This window comes from Bradyrhizobium sp. DOA9 (assembly GCF_000617845.2).
GTDB lineage: Bacteria > Pseudomonadota > Alphaproteobacteria > Rhizobiales > Xanthobacteraceae > Bradyrhizobium.
The window spans coordinates 4,528,195-4,548,762 of the sequence record NZ_DF820425.1 but is presented as its reverse complement, the minus strand read 5'-3'; the positions used below and the strand labels follow the sequence as shown (position 1 = coordinate 4,548,762).

At 66.1% G+C, this 20,568-nt stretch carries 30 protein-coding genes; 10 read left to right on the top strand and 20 right to left on the bottom strand.

What is annotated here, in order from left to right; genetic code table 11:
- Positions 1–39 precede the first annotated feature (39 nt).
- The 5 genes from BDOA9_RS21225 to BDOA9_RS21205 form a co-directional block, all read right to left on the bottom strand.
- Positions 40–576, bottom strand: coding sequence for a helix-turn-helix domain-containing protein (locus BDOA9_RS21225; RefSeq protein ID WP_025035982.1), 537 nt, complete (start codon positions 574–576; stop codon positions 40–42).
- Between the two features lie 128 nt (positions 577–704).
- Entirely contained in the window at positions 705–1,352 is a 648-nt protein-coding gene (locus BDOA9_RS21220; RefSeq protein ID WP_025035981.1) for a hypothetical protein, read from the bottom strand.
- A gap of 38 nt (positions 1,353–1,390) precedes the next feature.
- Entirely contained in the window at positions 1,391–1,795 is a 405-nt protein-coding gene (locus BDOA9_RS21215) for a VOC family protein (protein ID WP_025035980.1), read from the bottom strand.
- Between the two features lie 251 nt (positions 1,796–2,046).
- On the bottom strand, positions 2,047–2,406 hold the full coding sequence (locus BDOA9_RS21210) for a c-type cytochrome (protein ID WP_025035979.1): 360 nt from the start codon (positions 2,404–2,406) through the stop codon (positions 2,047–2,049).
- A gap of 81 nt (positions 2,407–2,487) precedes the next feature.
- Positions 2,488–2,940, bottom strand: coding sequence for a pyridoxamine 5'-phosphate oxidase family protein (locus BDOA9_RS21205; RefSeq protein ID WP_025035978.1), 453 nt, complete (start codon positions 2,938–2,940; stop codon positions 2,488–2,490).
- A gap of 225 nt (positions 2,941–3,165) precedes the next feature.
- Here BDOA9_RS21205 and BDOA9_RS21200 point away from each other — a divergent pair, with 225 nt between their 5' ends.
- Complete coding sequence (locus BDOA9_RS21200) at positions 3,166–3,516, top strand: zinc ribbon domain-containing protein YjdM (RefSeq protein WP_025035977.1); 351 nt, start codon at positions 3,166–3,168, stop codon at positions 3,514–3,516.
- A 6-nt stretch (positions 3,517–3,522) separates the two neighbouring features.
- On the opposite strand, the gene BDOA9_RS21195 is transcribed toward BDOA9_RS21200, so the two are convergent.
- Together BDOA9_RS21195 and BDOA9_RS21190 are read right to left on the bottom strand one after the other, a co-directional pair.
- Positions 3,523–4,437 (bottom strand): DMT family transporter, encoded by a 915-nt coding sequence (locus BDOA9_RS21195; RefSeq protein WP_025035976.1) that lies wholly within the window; start codon positions 4,435–4,437, stop codon positions 3,523–3,525.
- 85 nt (positions 4,438–4,522) lie between these two features.
- The gene (locus tag BDOA9_RS21190; protein ID WP_152033383.1) at positions 4,523–5,008 is read right to left on the bottom strand and encodes a nuclear transport factor 2 family protein; all 486 of its coding nucleotides are present in this window, start codon (positions 5,006–5,008) and stop codon (positions 4,523–4,525) included.
- Positions 5,009–5,069: 61 nt separating this feature from the next.
- Between BDOA9_RS21190 and BDOA9_RS21185 the strand changes: the two genes are divergently transcribed.
- On the top strand, positions 5,070–5,720 hold the full coding sequence (locus BDOA9_RS21185) for a bifunctional transcriptional activator/DNA repair enzyme AdaA (protein WP_025035974.1): 651 nt from the start codon (positions 5,070–5,072) through the stop codon (positions 5,718–5,720).
- Here BDOA9_RS21185 and BDOA9_RS21180 read toward each other — a convergent pair.
- On the bottom strand, positions 5,681–5,884 hold the full coding sequence (locus BDOA9_RS21180) for a hypothetical protein (RefSeq protein ID WP_025035973.1): 204 nt from the start codon (positions 5,882–5,884) through the stop codon (positions 5,681–5,683). The genes BDOA9_RS21185 and BDOA9_RS21180 overlap by 40 nt on opposite strands.
- 244 nt (positions 5,885–6,128) lie before the next feature.
- Here BDOA9_RS21180 and BDOA9_RS21175 point away from each other — a divergent pair, with 244 nt between their 5' ends.
- Positions 6,129–7,433, top strand: a complete 1,305-nt coding sequence (locus BDOA9_RS21175; protein WP_025035972.1) for a hypothetical protein — start codon at positions 6,129–6,131, stop codon at positions 7,431–7,433.
- A 4-nt stretch (positions 7,434–7,437) separates the two neighbouring features.
- On the opposite strand, the gene pdxY is transcribed toward BDOA9_RS21175, so the two are convergent.
- On the bottom strand, positions 7,438–8,256 hold the full coding sequence (gene pdxY, locus BDOA9_RS21170) for a pyridoxal kinase (RefSeq protein ID WP_025035971.1): 819 nt from the start codon (positions 8,254–8,256) through the stop codon (positions 7,438–7,440).
- Positions 8,257–8,401: 145 nt separating this feature from the next.
- Between pdxY and BDOA9_RS21165 the strand changes: the two genes are divergently transcribed.
- Positions 8,402–8,746: a DMT family transporter gene (locus BDOA9_RS21165; protein WP_025035970.1), complete on the top strand. Its 345-nt coding sequence runs from the start codon at positions 8,402–8,404 to the stop codon at positions 8,744–8,746.
- A gap of 42 nt (positions 8,747–8,788) precedes the next feature.
- On the opposite strand, the gene BDOA9_RS21160 is transcribed toward BDOA9_RS21165, so the two are convergent.
- The 3 genes from BDOA9_RS21160 to BDOA9_RS21150 form a co-directional block, all read right to left on the bottom strand.
- On the bottom strand, positions 8,789–8,974 hold the full coding sequence (locus BDOA9_RS21160) for a hypothetical protein (protein WP_192859593.1): 186 nt from the start codon (positions 8,972–8,974) through the stop codon (positions 8,789–8,791).
- 149 nt (positions 8,975–9,123) lie between these two features.
- Positions 9,124–9,351 carry a hypothetical protein gene (locus BDOA9_RS21155; RefSeq protein ID WP_244521507.1) on the bottom strand — a complete coding sequence of 76 codons (228 nt, stop codon included), beginning with the start codon at positions 9,349–9,351 and terminating at the stop codon, positions 9,124–9,126.
- A 197-nt stretch (positions 9,352–9,548) separates the two neighbouring features.
- Positions 9,549–11,471, bottom strand: coding sequence for an FAD-binding monooxygenase (locus BDOA9_RS21150; RefSeq protein WP_025035967.1), 1,923 nt, complete (start codon positions 11,469–11,471; stop codon positions 9,549–9,551).
- Between the two features lie 104 nt (positions 11,472–11,575).
- On the opposite strand from BDOA9_RS21150, the gene BDOA9_RS21145 reads away from it, so the two are divergent.
- Together BDOA9_RS21145 and BDOA9_RS21140 are read left to right on the top strand one after the other, a co-directional pair.
- Positions 11,576–12,040 carry a MarR family winged helix-turn-helix transcriptional regulator gene (locus BDOA9_RS21145; RefSeq protein WP_025035966.1) on the top strand — a complete coding sequence of 155 codons (465 nt, stop codon included), beginning with the start codon at positions 11,576–11,578 and terminating at the stop codon, positions 12,038–12,040.
- Between the two features lie 118 nt (positions 12,041–12,158).
- Entirely contained in the window at positions 12,159–12,590 is a 432-nt protein-coding gene (locus BDOA9_RS21140; protein WP_025035965.1) for a COG4315 family predicted lipoprotein, read from the top strand.
- Positions 12,591–12,698: 108 nt separating this feature from the next.
- Here the strand turns inward: BDOA9_RS21140 and BDOA9_RS21135 are convergent, their stop codons facing one another.
- From BDOA9_RS21135 to BDOA9_RS21125, 3 genes are all read right to left on the bottom strand, one after another.
- Positions 12,699–12,881, bottom strand: coding sequence for a hypothetical protein (locus BDOA9_RS21135; protein ID WP_025035964.1), 183 nt, complete (start codon positions 12,879–12,881; stop codon positions 12,699–12,701).
- A 15-nt stretch (positions 12,882–12,896) separates the two neighbouring features.
- Positions 12,897–13,778 carry a hypothetical protein gene (locus tag BDOA9_RS21130; protein ID WP_244521506.1) on the bottom strand — a complete coding sequence of 294 codons (882 nt, stop codon included), beginning with the start codon at positions 13,776–13,778 and terminating at the stop codon, positions 12,897–12,899.
- 203 nt (positions 13,779–13,981) lie between these two features.
- Positions 13,982–14,578 (bottom strand): L,D-transpeptidase, encoded by a 597-nt coding sequence (locus BDOA9_RS21125; protein ID WP_192859592.1) that lies wholly within the window; start codon positions 14,576–14,578, stop codon positions 13,982–13,984.
- Positions 14,579–14,920: 342 nt separating this feature from the next.
- Between BDOA9_RS21125 and BDOA9_RS21120 the strand changes: the two genes are divergently transcribed.
- A complete protein-coding gene (locus BDOA9_RS21120) occupies positions 14,921–15,988 on the top strand; it encodes a hypothetical protein (protein ID WP_025035961.1) in 1,068 nt (355 codons plus the stop codon).
- A 357-nt stretch (positions 15,989–16,345) separates the two neighbouring features.
- Positions 16,346–16,576: a DUF6894 family protein gene (locus BDOA9_RS21115; RefSeq protein ID WP_025035960.1), complete on the top strand. Its 231-nt coding sequence runs from the start codon at positions 16,346–16,348 to the stop codon at positions 16,574–16,576.
- Here the strand turns inward: BDOA9_RS21115 and BDOA9_RS21110 are convergent.
- Positions 16,573–17,355, bottom strand: coding sequence for an SDR family NAD(P)-dependent oxidoreductase (locus BDOA9_RS21110; protein WP_025035959.1), 783 nt, complete (start codon positions 17,353–17,355; stop codon positions 16,573–16,575). The two genes, BDOA9_RS21115 and BDOA9_RS21110, sit on opposite strands and share 4 nt — an antisense overlap.
- 126 nt (positions 17,356–17,481) lie before the next feature.
- Here BDOA9_RS21110 and BDOA9_RS21105 point away from each other — a divergent pair, with 126 nt between their 5' ends.
- Positions 17,482–17,874: a hypothetical protein gene (locus BDOA9_RS21105; RefSeq protein WP_025035958.1), complete on the top strand. Its 393-nt coding sequence runs from the start codon at positions 17,482–17,484 to the stop codon at positions 17,872–17,874.
- 105 nt (positions 17,875–17,979) lie between these two features.
- On the top strand, positions 17,980–18,228 hold the full coding sequence (locus BDOA9_RS21100) for a hypothetical protein (RefSeq protein ID WP_025035957.1): 249 nt from the start codon (positions 17,980–17,982) through the stop codon (positions 18,226–18,228).
- Between the two features lie 20 nt (positions 18,229–18,248).
- Here the strand turns inward: BDOA9_RS21100 and BDOA9_RS21095 are convergent, their stop codons facing one another.
- From BDOA9_RS21095 to minC, 4 genes are all read right to left on the bottom strand, one after another.
- Entirely contained in the window at positions 18,249–18,434 is a 186-nt protein-coding gene (locus BDOA9_RS21095) for a hypothetical protein (RefSeq protein ID WP_025035956.1), read from the bottom strand.
- A 174-nt stretch (positions 18,435–18,608) separates the two neighbouring features.
- Positions 18,609–18,890, bottom strand: a complete 282-nt coding sequence (minE, locus tag BDOA9_RS21090) for a cell division topological specificity factor MinE (RefSeq protein WP_025035955.1) — start codon at positions 18,888–18,890, stop codon at positions 18,609–18,611.
- Complete coding sequence (minD, locus tag BDOA9_RS21085) at positions 18,887–19,702, bottom strand: septum site-determining protein MinD (RefSeq protein ID WP_025035954.1); 816 nt, start codon at positions 19,700–19,702, stop codon at positions 18,887–18,889. Before minD ends, minE begins: the two co-directional genes overlap by 4 nt.
- A gap of 19 nt (positions 19,703–19,721) precedes the next feature.
- Positions 19,722–20,420 carry a septum site-determining protein MinC gene (gene minC / locus BDOA9_RS21080; RefSeq protein ID WP_025035953.1) on the bottom strand — a complete coding sequence of 233 codons (699 nt, stop codon included), beginning with the start codon at positions 20,418–20,420 and terminating at the stop codon, positions 19,722–19,724.
- Positions 20,421–20,568: the final 148 nt, after the last annotated feature.

Genomic DNA, 20,568 nt, shown 5'->3' with positions numbered 1-20,568 from the left:
AATGACGGGGAGAGAACGGTGCCCTCGCGCTAACAAACCCTACGCCGCATCCACCTCCTCCGCCGCCGGCCCCGCCACGAGCCGGTCGAGACCGACCATCAGCAAATCGGCGACATGCATCAGCTGGTACAGCGGAATGTCCGCCTCGCCCTGCTCGGCCGATGCCACGAAGGCCGGCGTGACGCTGAGGTGCTCGGCGAGCTGGCCTTGCGTGTAGCCGCGGGCCTCGCGCGCCGCCCTGACGCGCGCACCGATGCCGCGGCGGTGGCGGGCCTGCTCCTCCGCGGTCATCATCACCGCCTGCTCGGTCAGGCTGGCACAGCCGTCCGCGAACGCAGCTCCGACCAGCCGGCCCTTGCGCCAGGCGACGCGGCAGCCCTTGCGCAGGCCGCTTGCGAAAACCAACGTGAACGCTTCGGCGACCCATGCCGAGCTGTTGAGCTCCAGCCGCGCGCCGGTGCCGGAGACGTCGCGGATCGTGCAGGGCACGCTGACGGTGCTGCCGCTGCCGTTGTCGAATTCGACGATGCCGGTCCTCAGCGTGTGATGCCTGATCGCGGCGCGATGATCGCTCATGACGGCTCCCGAAGCGCAATTCCTATCCGGGCGACGATAGCGCAGAATTTTGCCGCAACTCCTAAACGTCGGGCGAGACGGCGGGGACCGGATCGCATGGTAAAGAAATTCCTTCCCCCTTGCGAAAGCTACTCGCGCGCCCGGCGCAGCGCCTGCTCCAGCTTCTTCCTTTGCTGGTCCCAGCGCGCCTGCTCGGCCTCGGCGCGCGCATCGAGCGCGGCACGCTCGGCTTCGATCGCCTCGGCCTTGGCGCCGTGCTCGCGCCGCGCCTTGTCCAATGCCGCTTCCGCAGCAGTCACCGCCTTGTCGCGGCGCGCGCGCTCCCTGGCGCGGGCGGCCTCTTCCCTGGCCCGCGCGACCTCGCGCCGTCGCTCCTCCTTCTCGAAGGCCGCGGCGGCCTTGCGGACGGCTGCATCATCGATTGCGCGGCTTGCCTTCCGCGCCGTCCTGGCTGGACGCTTCTGCGCTCCCGATTTGCGCTTCGACTTGCTCCTGGGCCTCGCCTCGCCCTCGCCGAGATCGGTCGGCAGCTCCGCGCTCTCGGTGAACGGGCCGTCCGAGCCGACCGGGCGCCTCAGCACCACGCCCGGCTTCGCCATGGTCGCGGCGACGACATCGGGGTCGTCGGTCTCCTTCGCCGCGCCCTGGTGGAACAGGTTGGAGCTGGCGCCCCAGGCCTCGAGCGCCGCCTTCATCGAGGGCGCGGCGATCGCCTGGTCGAAGAAGCCGAGCGAGGTCTGGTAGGTCTTCAGCTTCCTTCGCGGTTTTGCCGGCATGTCGTCCCGATTGTAGCTTGCTGCGATCGTTGCCCGGGTTACGAACTCTCCAGCAACGCATCATATCCCTTCGCGCTGAACGCCAGCAGACAAAAGCCGTGCCCGAACGGATCGGCCAGCATCGCGATCCGGCCATAGGGCGCATCGCTCGCCGGCACCTCCAGGATCGCGCCTGCAGCGAGCGCACGCGCGACGGCGGCATCGACATCGTCGACGACGACGTCGACATGCACCGGCGTCCAGTGCCGCCCGTAGCGGCGGCGGTCGCCGCCGGCGCCGATCGTGCCGGCCTGCTTGGTCAGGAGATACACCGGCGCCGGCCAGCCGTTGAGCTCGACGAAATCGGCGCCGAAGCGGCGGCCGACCGTAAGGCCGAAGGCTTCGGTGTAGAACGCCGTGGCTTTCGCCACGTCGGGAACATCGATGTTGAGGAGGAAGCTCATGAGGGGCTCGTCGCAGATTGCACAGTGAGCCTAGCCCGGATGGAGCGTCAGCGGAATCCGGGATGGTGCCGCACCCGACGCCCCGATCAATCGCCCATCAACGGACCTGCGCCAGCATGGCATCATGCCATTGTTTTGCCCGACGGGTCAAATTCGCATTCGGAATCACCGAATCAAAACAAAGCCCAGTGATTCCATAGGCTTGGCTACTGTGCATGGGGTTGTTTTCGAAACTTTGCCTGGCCGGGCCCTCAATCGCGCTTCAGGCTCAGGATATAGGCCGAGAGCACCTCGGCCTGCTCCGGCGAGATCACGAGGTTCGGCATGTTGCGGTGGCTGGTCCGCCAGAACACCTTGAGCGACAGCGCGGTGGTGCCCTTGCGGTCGGCGATGGATTGGAAGCTCGGCGCCTCGTCGAAGAAGCCGGCCATGTGCGGCTCGATCGCGTGACACGACTGGCACCACGCCTGCGCCAGGCGATGACCCGCGGCGATCGCGCCCGATTGGGGCCTCGGCGCCCCGGCGGCGGTGTGGACGACGCTGAAGAGAAACAGCACCGACAGCGCAATCAGGATGACGATGCCGATCGAGATTCGAGCACTGTGCGACATCGCCCACCTCACCGCGATTGACTGATCGCGCAGCCTAGATTTGCACCACGGTGCCAGCTTGATCTGCGTCAAGCAAGCGGCTCAGCACGTCACGAGGTCGGTGTGGCCGAAGCCCTTGGAATAATCGAGCAGCGAGATCACCGTCGGCCTGAGGCGGATCAGCCGCACCTCGGACGGCTTCGGCACGGGAAGGCCGAGGGCCTTCTGCTCGGGATAGCGCGCCATCAGAAGCGCGATCGCCTTCTCGGCTTCGGCCGGGTCGGTCACGGCCACCGCCCGCGCCGCCATGGACAGTCCGGTGATCTCCATCACCTGCGCCGGATCGTCGTCGATCGCCAGCGACACGCGATCGTCCCGCGCGATGTTCTGCGCCTTCTGGCTGTCGGGGCCGCAGAGGAAGTAGATGGTGAAACCTTCGTTGGCATAGCCGACCGTCGTCACTTGCGGCCAGCCATCGGCGCGAAGCGTCGCGATCCGCATCGTGCGGTGCTGGTCCAGCAAGGTCTGGATCTTTGCTCTGAGCGTGTCGTCCATCGCGGCCTCCGGCGGTCATTTCCGAGGAGACGATACGACCTTCGCGCGCAGTGCCCGTTGATGCATCTCAACGCGCGCGTTGGTTCATTGAAGGGCTCGGGCTGGTTCGGTGACATCGCACCGGCAGGCGCCGCAAGGCCCACGCCGTACGCAGCTTTTCCTTGCTTTCCCGCCTCCCGCCTCTACGGTCGCGCCGCGATACGAACCCACGAGACAAGACCCGTCATGACCGACACGATGAAATGCCCGACCTGCAATTCCGAGCACGCCTATCAGGACCGCGATCTCTGGGTCTGCCCGGAATGCGGCCATGAATGGAGCGGCGCGGCGGACGCGGTCGCGGACACGGCGCAGGCAGCGGGTGTGCGCGATGCCAACGGCAATTTGCTCGCCGACGGCGACAGCGTGATCGTGATCAAGGATCTCAAGATCAAGGGCTCGTCCTCGGTCGTCAAGGGCGGCACCAAGGTGCGCAACATCCGCCTGCAGGACGCCAGCGACGGCCACGACATCGCCTGCAAGATCGACGGCATCGGCGCGATGAATCTGAAGTCGGAGTTCGTGAGGAAGGCCTGAGGTCCGCTAGCTTTGCCGCTGCGCCAGGTAGAACCCGCACAGCACCGTCACGAGGCCTGCCGTCTGCAGCATCGTCGGCGGCTCGCCAAGCAGCAGCCAGCCGGTGAGCAGCGTCAGCGCTGGCACGCAGGCCGGAAACACCGCGGCGCGGGCGACGCCGAGACGCTGGACCGAGACGGCGTAGAGATAGAGCGCGGCGGGGCCGGCAAGCGCGCCCTGCGCCAGCGCCTGGATGGCGTTCTCGGTCATGCCGATTGATGCAATGTGGGCGAGGCCGACCGTGGCGACGTAGACCGGCACCAGCAGCAGCGACAGCACGTTGATCACGAGCGCCGCCGACACGGCCGAGACGCGCCATCGGCGCAGCATCGCGCCGAAGCCGGCGAACATGAACCCGGCAAGCACGAAGATCAGATCGCCCTGAATGCCGTCGGCACCGATGTGGCCGATCGATTCCGCACCGATCACGCCGAGGCCTCCGACGATGACGAGCGCGCCGGTCAGGCGCGAGGCGGAGATCCGCTCCTTCAGCACGACCGCCGCGAGCAGGAGACCGCCGAGCGTCGCGCAAGAGGGCTGGATCACGCTGCCGTGGCCGAGCGGGACGAACAGGAATCCGATGTACGAGATCAGCGACATCACGGGACCGCCGAGCACCATCAGCACGAGCCCTCTGCCCCAGCCGATGCCGCAGAGATCGGAGAGTCCGGCGCGCAACACCAGGGGCAGGAAGGCGACCCCCGACCAGACATAGCGATGCACCAGCAGATCGACCGGCGTGAAGCCGGCCTTGAGGCCGTGCCGCGTGGCGGCAAAGCCGAGCGCCCAGAACAGCGCCGCGGCAAGCCCGCAGACCACGCCGAGCAGTGCCGGCGCGGCATCCTTCTTCTGAGCGTCGGCGCCGCTCGTCCGCTGATCCATGGATCACTCGATATGTCGGCGCGCTGAGCCGCTCAACCCACGCGGCTGCAGAGCTGTCACGCGAGGGCGATGCCGACTGCGCGTGTTACAGCCCCTCATCGAAGACCATCCGCCATCCCTTGCGCGTATCCATGTATTCCCGCACCTGCCTGATACGGTCGCCCACCACCTCGAACACGAAGCAATACTCGTTCTCGTACGGCTTGCCGCCGGGCAGCGTGGCGCGCATCCGCTCCTCCACGATCACGACATCGCCGTCGACATACACGCCGCGGAACGCGATATCGATCTCCGAAAACAATCGGTGCATCTCCTGCGCGATGAAGCGCCCGATCTGGTGCGACCCCTTCATGTGATCGGTGTGGTCGAGCGCGATGGCGGTGGCATTGCCCTTCGGCGCGATCCATTCGGCGTCTTCGGCGAAGAGTGCCGCTATGCGCTCGGGATCGCGTGATGAAAAGGTCTTCCAGGCGTTCAGTACGACGTCTCTCGGGCTGGTCACGATGGCGCCTCCGGCCGTGTTGCGATGAGAACCGCCTTCTAGGCCGCGAGGCGCGCCGCGGCTCGTCATAATCGGACTCGGTCATCCGGCTAGGCCTTCCGCCGCCGCCCCCATGCGCTACTATCCGCTCATGCTGAGCTTCGATGTCTGCAACGCCGCGCGCCTGCGCCGCGATCCCCGCTATGACGGCCGCTTCTTCACGGCGGTGAAGACCACGGGCATCTATTGCCGGCCGGTCTGTCCGGCCAAGCAGCCGCTGGCGCGCAACGTGGTCTATTATCCGACGGCGGCGGCTGCCGAGGCCGCCGGCTTCCGGCCCTGCCTGCGCTGCCGTCCCGAGACCGCTCCATTCTGCCCGGCTTGGAACGGCACGCGCTCCACGGTGGCCCGGGCCATAAGGCTCATCGATGACGGTGCGCTGGATGAAGGCTCGGTGGTTGATCTCGCGACGCGGCTCGGCATCTCGTCGCGTCACCTGGCGCGCCTGTTCGAGCGCCATGTCGGCGCTACGCCGCAGCAGCTCGCCAAGACATTGCGCGTCCAGCGCGCCAAGCGCCTGCTCGATGCCGGCGATGACAGCATGACCGCGATCGCATTCCAGGCCGGGTTCGGCAGCCTGCGCAGGTTCAACGCCGCCTTCGCCGAACTGTACGGCCGCTCGCCGTCAAGCCTGCGCGCGGCGAGCCCGGCGACCCGCGCTTATTCGAGTCGGCCGCGCCGCAGCGCCTCAATGGGTGGTGCTCAGCCACCCAGAACGTTGCCCCAGCCATCGAAGAGATAGGTCTTCCAGGCCACGGTCCCATCCGCGCCGGGCCGGCTGGCGCGGCGGTAGTCCTCGGCCTGATCGGCGGTCCAGGTGATGATCGTGTCGGAGAGACGATCGTGCAGGATAGCGGGCTCGGTGGGGTCGAAGGCGTCCATGGGACGAAGCGAGGGATGCGTCATGGCGCCTCCAACGCACCAGCAGCAACAAAGTTGCGGCAACGCGGAATGGAACCGGGCGTTGCACTTCGGCAACACCCGCCTCGAAAAGCCCGCGCTCGCCGATTTGCGCCATTGCGCCGCCACACCGTGGCCCGAACAATCGACGCGCTGCATGCCTTTCCGTGCAAGACTGTTTTCGTCAGACTGTTTGCATCATCACTGTTCGAGCAAGATGGTTCGGGCAGACCGTTTGGAGGCAGGGATCATGAACGATCGGCGGTCTCTTCTGGTGGCGGTGTCGTGTCCCTCGGCCGTTGTCGCCGGCTGGCTCGCGTTGTCTCTCTCCGCCTATGCGCCTGCGCTCATCGAGAACAGCGGTGCCAATGCGGCCGCGATCTCGCGTGCCAAAGATCTTTCCCGCATCGACCTCGCCGACGTGCCTCGGGCTGCGACCATCGAGGACGGCCTCGCTCTGACCGCCGACATCGCCGCCGCCGTCGCTGCGGCCCCTGCCCCTGCGGCGCCAGCAGAGATAGCGCCCGAGCAGCCCGCCGCCACCGTCAAGCTTGTTTCGGCCGATCCGGTCCTGATCTTGCCGGCGGAACCTGCTCCCGCGCCGCAGATCTCCCCCGAGCCGGAGCCTCTCGTCAGCGAGGTTGCCCCCGCCCCTCTGCCCGAGCCCGTCAAGCTCGCCTCCGCCGACCCCACCGAGATCGTGACGACGGACGCATTGTCCCCCGCGGCGATCGCGAGCGGCCCCGTCGCGCCTGCGGGCAAGGCGTCACCGCCGGCCGACAACATCGCCGTGCTCGACGAATGCTTCGTCATGGAAGCCTGCATCGACCGCTATCTCTGGGCGCTCTATCAGCGCACCGCCAAGGAAGACACGATCAAGGTTCAGGAGCGGCGCGCGGTCACCGTCAAGCGCAAGGGCAAGACCGTCACGGTGATGCGCAGCTTCACGAAGCTGGTCGACCAGGACTTCACCTGGAAGGATCCGAACGCGGCCGAGCGCGCCGGCATGTCGATGATGGACTACGTCATCGGCGGCATGGACAAGAGCTTCAAGCAGAAGCTGTTCCGCATGATGCTCGCGGCGGAAGCCGCCGGCCTTTCGCCGGGCATCACCAGCGCGTTCCGCGACGACTATCGCCAGTCGATCGCGAGCGGCCTGAAAGCCGCCTCCAACCGCTCCTATCACGGCGGCAGCACGCGCGGCGGGTATGGCCACGGCATGGCGGCCGACATCGTCAGCACGCAAGGCAATAACCGGGCGCAGCGCTGGGTCTCGACCGAAATCCTGTGGAAGTGGGTCGATGCCAACGGCAAGGCGTTCGGCATCGGCCGGCCCTATCTCGGCCGCGATCCGCCGCATGTCGGCCCGATCGACGGCCAGGAATATATCTCGAAGCGCGGCACCTCCGATCGCAAGGACGTGGCCGGCGCCAAGCCGAAGACGCCGCGGGCCGTCGCGAGCGCCAAGCCGCCGAAGGCCCAGGCCGCGCGCGAGCAGAAGAGCCCGGCCAAGCCGCAGAAATCGGCGCAATCGGCCGTCAAGCGCGCGACCTGACCGTTTACAGCTCGCGCTCCGCCGTCGGCAGCGGCACCAGCCGCATCTCGGCCGAGCCGGTAGCTTGCGTGCGCACCAGCACCGCGAAGACCGTGTCGACCGCGCGCCGCACCGCCAGCTCCATCGCTTCGCCCTTGGCCAGATGCGCCGCTATCAGCCCGGTGAGGAGATCGCCGGTCCCGAAGGGACGGATCGGCAGGTGCGGCGTCGCAAAGCGCGACAATCGTCCGTCGCGGCACAGGATCGTCTCCACCTGCCCCGCCGCCGTATCCGCGAGCGTGCAGCCGGTGGCGACGACGTGGGTGCGGCCCGCCCCGGCCAGCACCGCGCACGCCGCACTGAGGCTCCCGGCGTCGGAAATTGTGACTCCCGAGAGCAGCTCGAGCTCGAACTGATTCGGCGTCGTCAGGTTCGCCGCCGGCAGCAGCCGGTGCCGAACCACGTCGAGGATGCCGTCCGCGACATAGACCCGGCCGTCGTCACCGATCACGGGATCGCAGAGATAGATCAGCTTCGCATTCCGCGTGCGCGCCCGCTCGACGAAATCGGCGATTACGCCGGCATTGCCGGGCGAGCCGAGATAGCCGGTGACGAGCACCGCGGCCTCCTCGACCAGGCCGCGCTCCTCGACGCCCGTCAGAAGATCGGCGACGAGCTCGGTCTCCAGCACCCGCCCGCGCAGGCTCGGATAGCGCGGATGATTGGACAGCAGCGTCGTCGGCACCGCCGCAACGTTCACGCCCTCCGCCTGCATGGCGTAGGCGGCCGCGCTGTTGCCGACATGGCCGTGGACCACCTGGCTCTGGATCGAGATGACGAGCATGAATGAGGTCCGTACGGACAAACGCCGCGCGTGGCAAGAGTAGCCTCGATGCAGCGCAAGTCACCGGGGCCCGTCGGCAATGTCGCAGGCTCGTCATTCGCGCGTGATATTGGCGACACCCGCGCGGTATCTTCCCGAGAGGCTCATGACCTCCGCCTTCAACGCCTATACGGCTCTCGCCCTCGCCATCGTGTTCGAGGTCACCGCGTCGGCGTTCCTGCAGCAGTCCGCGCAGTTCACGCGTCCCTGGCCGACGCTGGCCATGGTGCTGTTCTACGTCGCCTCGTTCTACGCACTCTCGGTGGCGATCCGGGTAATCCCGTTGAGCATCGCCTATGCGATCTGGGGCGGGGTCGGCATCATCCTGACCGCCACCGTCTCCTTCGTGCTGTTCCGTCAGATCCTGGATGCCGCAGCCTTCGTCGGCATCGCGCTGATCGTATCAGGGGTGGTGATCATCAACCTGTTCTCGGAGACCACGGTGCGCTGATGCGCGCGGTACCGGCTCTGAGAGTAAGGTCGCGTCCCACCGTTACGCTGCGGACAGCTGATCGAATTCGGGCGGCGCGTAGGCCTTGCCATCCTGGTCGGTGATGACCACTCGCCACCCCTCGCTCGCCCACACTTTCGCCTTCGCCACGATGAGCAACCGGCTCTCGCGGGCGAAACTGTACTTCTCGTTGTCGCGTTCTGCGACCATCTTGTAGGCCAATTGCATCCCCTTGCGTCGCCCTGCACCCGGCCTTGTCGTGGCAGCGGGCTTTGGCGGCAATTCGCCGGGAGCGTGGCAATTTGGTGCCGTCCAGGAGGCCTGTGGCCGGCTCCGGGCCGCCGCAACAGAGCCGATCGCGTTACCTCGGATCGGCGCTAGTGCACGCGGATGATATGAGGGCGGCCGAGATTGATCAGGCCCTGCACCGCCGAGAGGCGGTCATCGAGGGCTGCGATCGTGAGCAGCAGATTGTTGCGACGCTCATCCAGCATACCCATTTCGGCGCCCGACAGCTTGGTGCCCGCCCGCTCCTTGTGGATTTCCTCGAGGGATTCGCGCAGTCCGGCAATCAGGCCGGCCAGCTGCTTGGCCTCCTTGGTCATCGACCGCTTCGCGACATTTTGCTGACGGCGCGTCTCCGTTTGGTTCTGTCTCATCGTCATCCTCCGGTGCCCCCGCTGCCCCGATTGGATGCTTACAGCTTTGGATAGACATCTTACGATCGATGAAATCTGGCAGCGAAGAACCTTCTTAAATTGTACGCGCACGGAACCCGACGGCGCGCGCGGTGCTTTCGGCCTCAGCTGACCGGCAGCATGAAGGCGTCGAAGAAGGAGGCGAGCCCGGCAAAATCGTCGAGCGGCAGCACAGTCGCGACATACTGGTCGGGCCGCACCACCACCATGCAGCCGGACGCCCGATCGATGCCGCGCATCGTGAAAACGTCGTGGCCGCTCTTGCGATCCGAGCAGAACATCTTCTCGTAGTCGTGCAAGCCGTAACGGCCCTTGCTCGGGAGCAACATCGGCGGCATCGCCGCGATGGCAAGCTCGCGATGATCCTGCTGAAACACCGCGCGCAGATCGATCACGCTGTCGATGTCGGCGCCAACGGGCGTATATCGACGGATCGGTGATGTCCGGGACTCCGCGAGGAAATTGCACAAGGCACGAATGGCCGATCGCGGGCCTGCGGGATCTTCAGCGGGCGAGAACGCGTAGATGCGGAAACGGCCGTCGGCCTGCGCGGCGTGGCCGAGATGCACCGGCTTGGCATCCGCCAGCCGGATCACCGGCGCGGAATGAAAACGCTTGCCGATCACGAAGCCTTCGGCGAGATGCTGATGCGTGGCCGCGCCGGTCAGCGCCGAGGGCCTGTAATGCGTTGCCGTGCCGGCGGTATAGCGTCCGTGCCGGACGAAATAGTCCTGCGTCTTGGCGGCATCGGCGCCGCCGGCCTTGGCGGCGGAGGCGAGGATACCGGCCCATTCGCGATCGAAATCGATCAGCTCCTTCGCGACCGCCTGGCGCTCGGCCGAGTAGGAATGCAGGAGGCTTGGCGCGCACTGCCTCCGCAGCACGGCGGCGAGCTTCCAGCCGAGATTGAAGGCATCCTGCATCGAGACGTTCATGCCCTGCCCCGCCTTCGGGCTGTGGGTGTGGCAGGCATCGCCCGCGATGAAGATGCGCGGCAGGCGCGTAGCGACCTCGCTCTGCGGCACCTCGTCGAACTTGTCGGTGAGGCGCTGGCCGATCTCGTAGACCGACCACCAGGCTATTTCCTTCACCTCGAGCCGGTGCGGCTTCAGGATCCGCTGCGCTTTCGCAATCACGTCATCGGCGGTGATGTTGCGATTGGCAACGCGTTCGCCGATGTCGAGCTTGGCGAGCTCGACATAGATCCGGACCATGTAGCCGCCTTCGCGCGGAATGATCAGCAGGCTGCCGTCCTTGGCCGACTGGATCAGCGACTTGAAGCGGATGTCCGGAAAATCGGTCACCGCCAGCACGTCCATCACGCCCCAGGCGTGGTTGGCGGAATCTCCGTGCAGCTCGCGACCGATCGAGTTGCGCACCGTGCTGCGGGCGCCGTCGCAGCCGACGACGTAGCGGGCCTTGATCGTCTCGACCTTGCCCTCGTTCGCGGCATCGACGCGTTCGAGGCGCACGGTCACGGCATGGTCGGCGGCACCGGCGGCCGGATCGACATTCAGGTCAAGCACGCGGCGGCTGTAATACGGCGCGAGCTTCGCCGGCGCTTTGCGCATGACGTCGAGAAAGCAATCATGGACGCGCGCCTGGTTCAGGATGACGTGCGGGAATTCCGAGAGCCCGTCCTCGACGTCCTGAACCCGGCCGCTGCGGACGATGTTCTCCGGCGCCGCTGCATCGGGCTTCCAGAACGTCGTCTCGTTGACCCAGTAGGCTTCCTTCAACACGCGCTCGCTGAAGCCGTAGGCGTGGAACATCTCCATGGTGCGGCAGGCGATGCCGTCGGCCTGGCCGACCAGCAGGCGGTCCGGCTTCTGCTCGACAATGCAGGTCTTGATGTCAGGAAATTGCGCGAGCTGGGCGCCGAGCGTCAGGCCGGCCGGCCCGCAGCCGACGATGAGGACATCGACCTCGCCGGGCACGGCGCCCGCCGCCCCCGATGCCTGAACGCGCGCGGCGGGATCGGCGATTTCAGGGTCGCCCGGCTGAAATCCATTGAGATGGAATTGCATGAGCACCTCTCCCGCGAGTTTTCTGTTTGGATATTGCTCAGTATGCTGACTATCAGTATACTTGTCAACGACCCGCAGCGCCCCTGCCCGCAGAGGAGATTTCGGTGAAAGACAACAATGAGATGCCCGGGCATCTGGCGCGCCGCTTCCAGCAGATCGCAGTCGCGGTGTTCCTGGCCGAGGTCGAGGACGCCGGCTTCGATCTCACGCCGGTGCAATACGCAGCCCTCGCGACCATCAAGGCCAATCCGGGGCTCGACCAGGTGACGCTCGCCGGATTGATCGCCTACGACCGCACCACCATCACCGGCGTGATCGATCGCCTGGTCCAGAAGGGCCTCGCGGAGCGCCGCCCTTCCAGCCGCGACCGCCGCGCGCGCGAGCTCGAGATCACCGACGAAGGCCGGCGGACCCTGCGCAAGATCACCCCGGCCGTCGAATCCGCGCAGCGCATCATGCTGCGCGGCCTCAGCGCGAAAGAGGGCGAGGAGCTGATGCGGCTGCTGCGCAAGGCCATCGCCGCCGGCAACGAGCTCAGCCGCGCGCCGCTGCGCGAGGCGCAGCTCTGATCTCGGACCATGTCCGTAATTGTCGCGGCACGCGAAACCAGGAACTAACCTTCGGCTGCTAACGTCGGCCGCATTGGGGCGCTTAACGCGCGATTAACTTTGCGGGCGGAGTTCGGGAATGTTCAGGTTCCTCGTTGGGGCTGCGGCCATCGCGCTCTCGAGCGGCCAGGTGCTCGCAGGCGGCCATGGCGGCGGCGATCCTCCTCCACCGAAGGTCGAGCCGGCGGTTGCGCCGGCGAAGGTCATCCTGACCAAGCAGGGCGCCAAGCTGGTCGATCTCAACGGCATGACGCTCTACTATTACGAGCGCGACACCACCGGAAAATCGTCGAACTGCAACGGCAAGTGCACCGAGAGCTGGGTGCCGCTGGCGGCGACCGCCGACGCCAAGGCCGTCGGCGATTTCACCGTGATCAGGCGCGACGACGGCAGCAGGATGTGGGCGTACCGCTATCGCCCGCTCTACACCTCGCCCGCAGACAAGGCGCCCGGTGACGCCAACGGCAATGCCACGACGCTGCAATGGCGAATCGCCCGGCCTGAGAACTAAAGCGCGATGCGATTAGGATGAATCGTCATCGCGCTTTAGGTTATTGTTTGAGCATGATCTTTTCGGAAAACCGCTTCACACTTTTCCGGATCATGCTCTGGAGCAAGATCACCGAATGCCTCGGCCGGCCGGCCCGGCCAGCTCGGTCGAGACGGGCCTGAAGGCCGGCATGTTCGCGCTCGGCTGAAGCGGCTTGACCTCCGCACCCACGACCACGGGACCGGTCGTGAACCAGAGCGCCGCCACGGCCGCGATCGCCAATCCCGCGCCAAGCGCCGCCAGCTCTTTCATGGTTCAGTCCTGCGTTCAATTATTGAGGATGACACCGTGCTGGTGCCGCGACGGATGATCGGCACCGACCAGCGCACTTGGATCGGTTGCGATCACGACTTCCGGCAATGGCATCGGCTCGAGGCCGGCGAAGCGACGGTAGAGCGCGCCCATCACGGCTCCGGAAAAGGCCGCCGGCACCACGAGAAAGACAAGCAGCGGCACCGCAAAGGCGAGCAACAAAGCGCAGCCGAGCGCCGCAACCCCGCCAATTACCGCGTATTCCCACGCGTTGCTGCGCCTCATGGCGCGCGCGACGTGGTGAACGCAGAGCATGAAAATGCTTGAAGGAATGACCGAAATCACCATCATGACCATGAAGGTCTGCGCCGGGATCACCGCAGCGAAAATATGCGCGGTGCTCTTGTCCGCGAAACCGTTCATCAGCAGCGGCAGCAGCGTATAGGGCAGCAGAGTTGCAAGCACCGTCGGTATCAGTGCTGCGATGACGACGCCCGCAAGCGACGTCCTGACGCGGACGGGCCCATCGAACGCCTGGGGCGACTTCGCTGATGCGGCGGCAACGGAAGCCTCCGTGGCTGCCGGCGCAACCGTGCTTAGCCCGGCGAACTGGCCGTAGAGAAATCCGCCAATCATTCCCGCAATGGCCGGCAACAAGCCGATGGTCACCACTGTGCCGTCGCCGGGAGCGGCAAGCTGGATGTGATTGCGGATCGCAATGCCGTAGCTCACCGCCGCCATGACGCCGCCCATCAGGCCGTAGGCAAACCGGCTCGATATCGCCCACTGCCGCAGCACGGTGTGACCGGCGAACAGGAGGGCCGCATTCATCGCCATGCGACCGGCATAGATCACCAGTATCTGGTCGGGTGCCGGCACACCGACCGGATCGGTCACCTGCCCGCCTGCGAGGGCGTAGACCAGCAGCACGGCTTCGACGATGGCCAGCGGAATCAGCGCAGCACACAGCGCGCGCGACGAATTCTTCACGAGATACATGCGAGCAACCCCTTGCGCGCTGCACGCTAGACGCGAAGCATTACGGCTCGCGCAAGACAATGGCTAAAATTGTCGACAAGCGCGCCTCTTGGTCCGAACGACTACCCCCGCCAGCGTCCACCCGCCTCGGCCTGCGCGCTCTGTCCTGGCGGCAGCACCACGACCATCGAATTGAGCTTCACCCGGTCGTAGAGATCGATGACGTCCTCGTTGCGCATCCGGATGCAGCCGGACGAAATCGCCTGCCCGATATATTCGGGCTGGTTGGTGCCGTGGATGCGGTAGAGCGTGTCCTTGTTGCCGGCATAGAGATAGATGCCCCGCGCGCCCAGCGGATTGGCGGGCCCGCCGGGAACGCGCGCCGGATATGGGCCGAGCCGCGCCTGGATGTCCGCGGTCGGAACCCAGTCCGGCCATTCCGCCAAACGGCCGACCCGCGCGACGCCGGAGAACGCCATGGCTTCCTCGCCGACGGCAACGCCGTAGCGGATCGCCTTGCCCTCGGGCAGCACGTAATAGAGGTAGCGTGCGTCGGTATCGACCAGGATCGTGCCCGGCTGCTCCTTGCGGTGGTAATCGACGATGTGACGCAGATACTGCTCGGGCACGTTCGCCTTCGCGTAAGGCGCGTGCGCGAGCAACTGACGGTCGCGCGGCGTCATGCTGGCATCCGTCGATGGCGAAAGTGTCGTCTGCATGCAGCCGCCTAGCGGCAACAAGGCTGCGACGAACAAAACGAGTAGAGATCTTGGCACCGCCGGCCCCCCCATAGCGCAACAACAGCGCCCCCAGCGAAGTCAGATATTGCCAAAATCGTGCTGAAAACAAGGCGGTGCCGGAACACATGCACGTGTTCGGCAAATCCGGTTCCATCACCACAAAGGACGGAAGACTGTCGCATCATCTCCATCCCCTCGCCTTGCTTTGGTCAAACCCGGCTGGACTCGTGCGGCATGGGGACCGGCATGGGCTCACCTCGGATCAGTCCGCGCCAATGCGGACCAATTTAACCTCGAACACTGCGCTTCAAAGGAGCTGCGATGCTCGCGACGCTGAACGCCAAGCAAATCGTCGATGAGATCGTGAAGGACACGGTCAAGGACAACGATCCGCACGACGCGGTCCAGATCTCGCCCGAGATCGTGCTGGCCTCGCGTCCCGCCAGCGTGCCGCCTGCGCTGGCGCCGGAGATCGCGCCGCGTCCGGAGCCCAAGTTCAGACCGGAGTTTGCCGCCGAGCCCAAGCTCACGCCGAAATTCACTCTGGAGCCCGCGCGCGCGCCCGAGCCCACCATCAACGTCGTCTACGGAAAATCCGCCGCCGCACCGTCGATCGACACGGCTGTCCGCGTCACGTCCAGCGACGGTCCCGTGATGCAGAAGCGATCTTCGGTCGGCAAGTGGCTGCGCGGCGCGTTCATCGCGTTCCTGCTTGCCGGCGCCAGCGTGGCCGCCAGCATCGCCTGGGAGAACCACGGCGACACGGCAAAGCAGTTGCTGGCCGAATGGACGCCGGCGCTGACCGCGCTGCTCCCGACGACGTCGTTGCTGTCTGCGACCCCGCAGCAGAGCGCGCCGGTCGCCGCCGCCGAGGCCGCGCCGCCCGCAGCGGAAAACACACCCAGCCAAACGGCAGACCAGGCTGCGAGCCCGCCCGCGGCTCAGCTTGCTGCGGCCGCGCCTGCGGCAACACAGCCCGTCGATGCGGCGCAGTCGGTACAATCGATGACACGCGATCTCGCCGCGATGGCGCAGCAGATCGAGCAGCTCAAGGCCAACATCGCCGAGCTGAAGGCCGGACAGGAGCAGATGGCGCGTGAGATGGCCAAGCCCCCTGCACCGAAGCCGGTCACCGACGCGCGGCCGCCGGTCGATCCGCGCGCTCGTGCTGCTGCGCTCCCGCCGCAGCCTGCGGCGCCGCCGGTTCGCAAGCCCAAGCCGCCGGTGACGCGGACCTACATGCCGGCCTCTTCGCCCGCGCCGCTCGCACCTCCGCCGCCGCCATCGCAGGCCGCCGCCGCAACGCCGCCAGCTGCGCCGACCACGACGACGCAAGCCGTTGCCGATGACGACGGACCCATCGTGCGTCCGCCGATGCCGCTGCGTTAGAGCAACGCCGCAGTCACGCGCTCGCCTACGCTGTCCGAGTCGATGTGAAGCGTTAACCCCGGGCGATTACGGTAAGCGACGTCACGCTCAAGAGAAAAGGCCGTCGGGATCTATGCCGGCGGCCTTCTCTTGCAGCTGCCGGTTCCCGGAGCCCGGTTCTGCTGCAATTCCATGCCTTAATGATTGCGCAGGCATATTTAATAAACTCCTAACGAGCCCGCACGCTGCACATCATTTCTGCGCCATAAGCCCAGAGATTGCGCGCTCTGTTCATTCGATAAAGATCGACTCAGTGGTACCATCCGACATGCGTTGAGACTTGCACTGAAGCTCAGATCGTCACACCGGGGAAGTCGGATGCCCTACTACTATTTCGATCTCGTGGTTGGTGAAGAGTTCAAGAACCAGGGTGGAATCATCCTCGAAGACATCGAGGTTGCCTCCGATCGCGCAGATCAACTGGCTTGCGAGCTGTCGCAGGTGAAGCCGGAGCTGCAGCAGAAGGGTTGCGCGGTGCGCGTCACCGATCGCGATCACAACGAGCTCTATCGCACGCCGCTCGATCCCGTGCCGGCCTGGCAGCGCTAATCCAGCACCGGTGCCTCGAACCAGTTCGTCAGCGACAATCCGCCGTCGACGACGAAGGCTGCGCCGGTGACATAAGCGGACAGCTTGTTCGACAGCACCGTGAGTGCCATGGGTGCGAGGTCCCTGGCCTCGCCGAGACGCCCGAGCGGAATATGCCGCGCCAGCGCGGGATCGGCGACGAACCCGCCGGCCGCGATCGCGCCGGGCACCAGAGCGTTGACGCGGATGTCGTAACGTCCGAGCGTCTTGGCCAGCTCCTTCACCAGCATCGCCATGGCGGCCTTTGCCGTCGAATAATGCACCAGGTTGCGAGGCGTGCCCGCATGCAGCGATGTCAAGAACAGGAATGAGCCCGGCCGCTTCGCCGCGATCAACCGCTTGGCCAGCTCGCGCGCCAGGTGAAAGCCGGCATCGAGATTGACGGCATGCATGTCCTGCCAGGTCTTGTGATCGACCGCGAGCGCGTGATCGGCCTCGCGGCGCGGCGGCGAGGCGCTGTGGACGAAATGCGTGACCTCGCCCAGCGCAGAATGAGCTGATGTCAGCAGCTCATCGCAGGCCTCGAGGCTGGCGAGATCGCCGACCCAGGGCAGGGCAAGATCTGGCCTCTCGCTCGCGCCGATCGCGGCGCGCACCCGCTCCGCGCTCACATCCGCGAACATTGTGCGGACGCCCTCGCCGACGAGGCCCAGCGCAATCGCGCGGCCGATGCCGTTACCCGCGCCGGTGACGAGCGCGGTGTCGCGTGTGGGGTCGAACGGCGTGCTGAACAGGCTCATGTCGCGCTCCGATGCTGGGAGCGCAGGTTACCCCACCGGACCGAGCGGCGACAATTGTGTCCCGGTCCCATTGCCGAGCGGCGCGCCGGACGCTAGCCTCTCGAAAAAATGGAGGAGGTCACGGGGATGCGCACCGGTTTTCTGATGACGGGCCTGTTGCTGTTGGCCGCGCCGGCCCTCGCGGGCGACGCGCCGCCGCGGTCGACCTATGTGACGATGGTCCTGCAGGCCTTCGCCGCCAAGGTCGAGTGCCCCAACACCGATCTCGTCTATCAGGACCTCGTGCAGAGGGCGCAGCAGATGCACCTGCCCGACGGCACCACCGAGAAGGTCCGCAAGGCGATCGCCTGGATGCACACCGGCGGCAAGATGGGCGAGAAGCAGGACGATGACCTGATGGCGGAGGTCGCCGTCGCGACCCAGGCCACCGACCTGGACCAGCGCCGCCTTGGCATGTCCGGCTGGTGCGAAGCCCAGAAGACCAATCTTGCCGGCCTGATCCGCAGCAAAGGCGGCTAGCGCGGCCCCGTTAAGCACGCCGCGACGGAACTTCTGCCGCGGCCCAAAATCGTCACATTCCTCGAAAGCATGCGGCCTGTTTCCGAATTCGAACAGGAGGTCCTCATGCGGAGTATCCATTTCGTTTTCGCCGGCGCGATTGCAGCCGCCGCGGTGCTGACTGCGCCCGCACTGGCGAGAAATTCCGACGCCCAGAAGGGCGGGGAAAAGTCCACCTCGCCGTCCTGCAGTGCCTATCAACAGGCGCCGGACGGCTCGTGGGAACCGCTGCCCTGCAAGGAATCGGGCGAGCGCGCGCAGCCGCAGACACAGAACCGCAATTCGTCGCAAGGCGCCGATCGCGGCGAGCGTTGAGCAGGCTCGCGCCTTCGGAGTCAGCCTTGATGCGGGCCGCGCATGATCTTCATGGCGTCCACGATGTGACGCCATTCCCTCGCCTCATCGGCCTCGCCGCGGCCCTCGCAGGCCTGGGCCTGCTCCGCGGCCTTCGCGATCGCAGCAAAGCCGTGCTGTTCGAGCATCTGCCGGGCAAGTGTATGGACCTGGACCTCGGACATCATGGGCACTCTCCCGTGTGACCAGAGGCGGCGCGACGCCGCCGGGGTCGCTCACAACGATCGAGGCGTGGGGCGCGTTCCGCCCAATCGATGTGAATCGCACGAAAAAGGCGGTCTGCCATGCCCGGCGGACCGCCTTCTCACCCACCCCAAAACGGGAGTCTGCGGCGGCGTCGCCTACGCGACCGCCACCTTCTTGCGCTCGAAATCGTTGGGCACCTCGATATCGACCTCGAGGGTCGAGACCTCGTCGCCGCGTTCGAGCCGGACGATGACCTTGGTCGGGTCCAGCGTCACATGCCTGGACACGACCGCGAGAATTTCCTCACGCAGCACTCCGAGCAGATCGGGCTGGCCGCGCATTCCACGTTCATGGGCAAGCAGTATCTGCAGCCTTTCGCGAGCGACGGGTGCCGAGGCCTTCTTGCCGCGGAGAAGTCGAAGCAGACCCATGCTCATGCAGCCCTCCGTCGCAACAGGCGGTCCATAAATCCTCTGCGCTCGGCAGGAACGTGCATCGTCACGCTCTCGCCGCAGAGGCGCTTGGCGGCGTCCATATAGGCTCGTGCGGGCGCTCCATCGGCATTCGACAGAGTCACCGGCGTGCCGACGTTTGAGGCCTTCAACACGTCCTGGCTCTCGGGGATGATGCCGAGCAACGGCGTTGCCAGTATTTCCAGAATGTCGTCGATCGTCAGCATCTCGCCGCGCGCGGCGCGGGAGGGATCGTAACGGGTGATGAGAATATGCTTCTCGACGCGCTCGCCCTTCTCGGCCCGCACCGTCTTGGAATCGAGCATGCCGATGATGCGGTCGGAATCGCGCACCGAGGAGACTTCCGGATTGGTGACGATCACGGCCTCGTCGGCAAAGCGCATCGCCATGGAGGCGCCGCGCTCGATGCCGGCCGGGCTGTCGCAGATCACCCAGTCGAACCGGCTGCGCAACTCGGCGATGACCTTGCCGACGCCCTCCTCCGTCAGCGCGTCCTTGTCGCGAGTCTGGGACGCCGGCAGCAGCCACAAATTCTCCAGCCGCTTGTCCTTGATCAGCGCCTGCGGAAGTTTGGCAACGCCCTGCACCACGTTGATGAGGTCGAATACGACGCGCCGCTCGGCGCCCATCACGAGGTCGAGGTTGCGCAACCCGACATCGAAATCGACGACGACGACCTTGTCGCCGCGCTGCGCGAGCGCCGCTCCCAGCGCCGCGGTGGTCGTGGTCTTGCCGACCCCGCCCTTGCCTGACGTCACGACCAGTACTTTGGCCATCTCGATTGTCTCCTTCTGGTCAGTTCAGCGCTGTAATTCGCATGGTGTTGCCTTGCAGGAAGGCCTGGGCCGGCCGGCCGCGCAAAGCGTCGTCGATGTCCTCGGCGGTCTGATAAAATCCGTCGATTGCAAGCAGTTCGGCTTCGATCTTCTGACAATAGATGCGCGCGCTGGTGTGCCCGTTCACGCCCGCCATGGCGCGGCCGCGCAGCGCGCCGTAGACGTGGATGGAGCCGCCGGCGACCACCTCGGCGCCGGAACCGACCGAGCCGAGAATGGTGACGTCGCCTTCCGGGAAGATCACGGTCTGGCCCGAACGCACGGGGTTTTCGAGCAGCAGCGACGTCGGCTTGGCCTCGGACTTCGCCTCGGCTTTCTTCGGCGCGCTCGGCTCGACCACGCAGCTGCGGCCGCCCGACAGCAACGGCGGCATCATGGGCGTCAGCCGGCCCTCCTCCACACCCTCGATGCCAAGCACGCGGATGTTGCGGTCCTGCAGGCTGGTGAGCAGCTGGCCGATGCCGGCCTGGCTGAGATCGACCGAGGAGAGGTCGATCACCACGGGCCGGCCGGCGAAGAAGCCCGGCGAGCGCGCAATCGTGGCGTCGATCTCGTGCAGCCAGTCCTGGACCGGAACCGTCGGCGTGAACACGAAAGCCACATAGGAGCGCCCGCGCAGGCGCACCATCTGACGTTGGACCTTTGCTGCAGCCTCCATGGCGGCCGACTCGTTCCCTGTTATTGAATGGTTAACGATGCGGCGGATATGGTTAATGGCCGGTTAATTTCTCCGTGGCGTTACGTGAGATGGGCTCCCCGCCCCAGCGTGTCCCGGAAGCAGCAACGCATAAGCGTTGCTGCGCCGG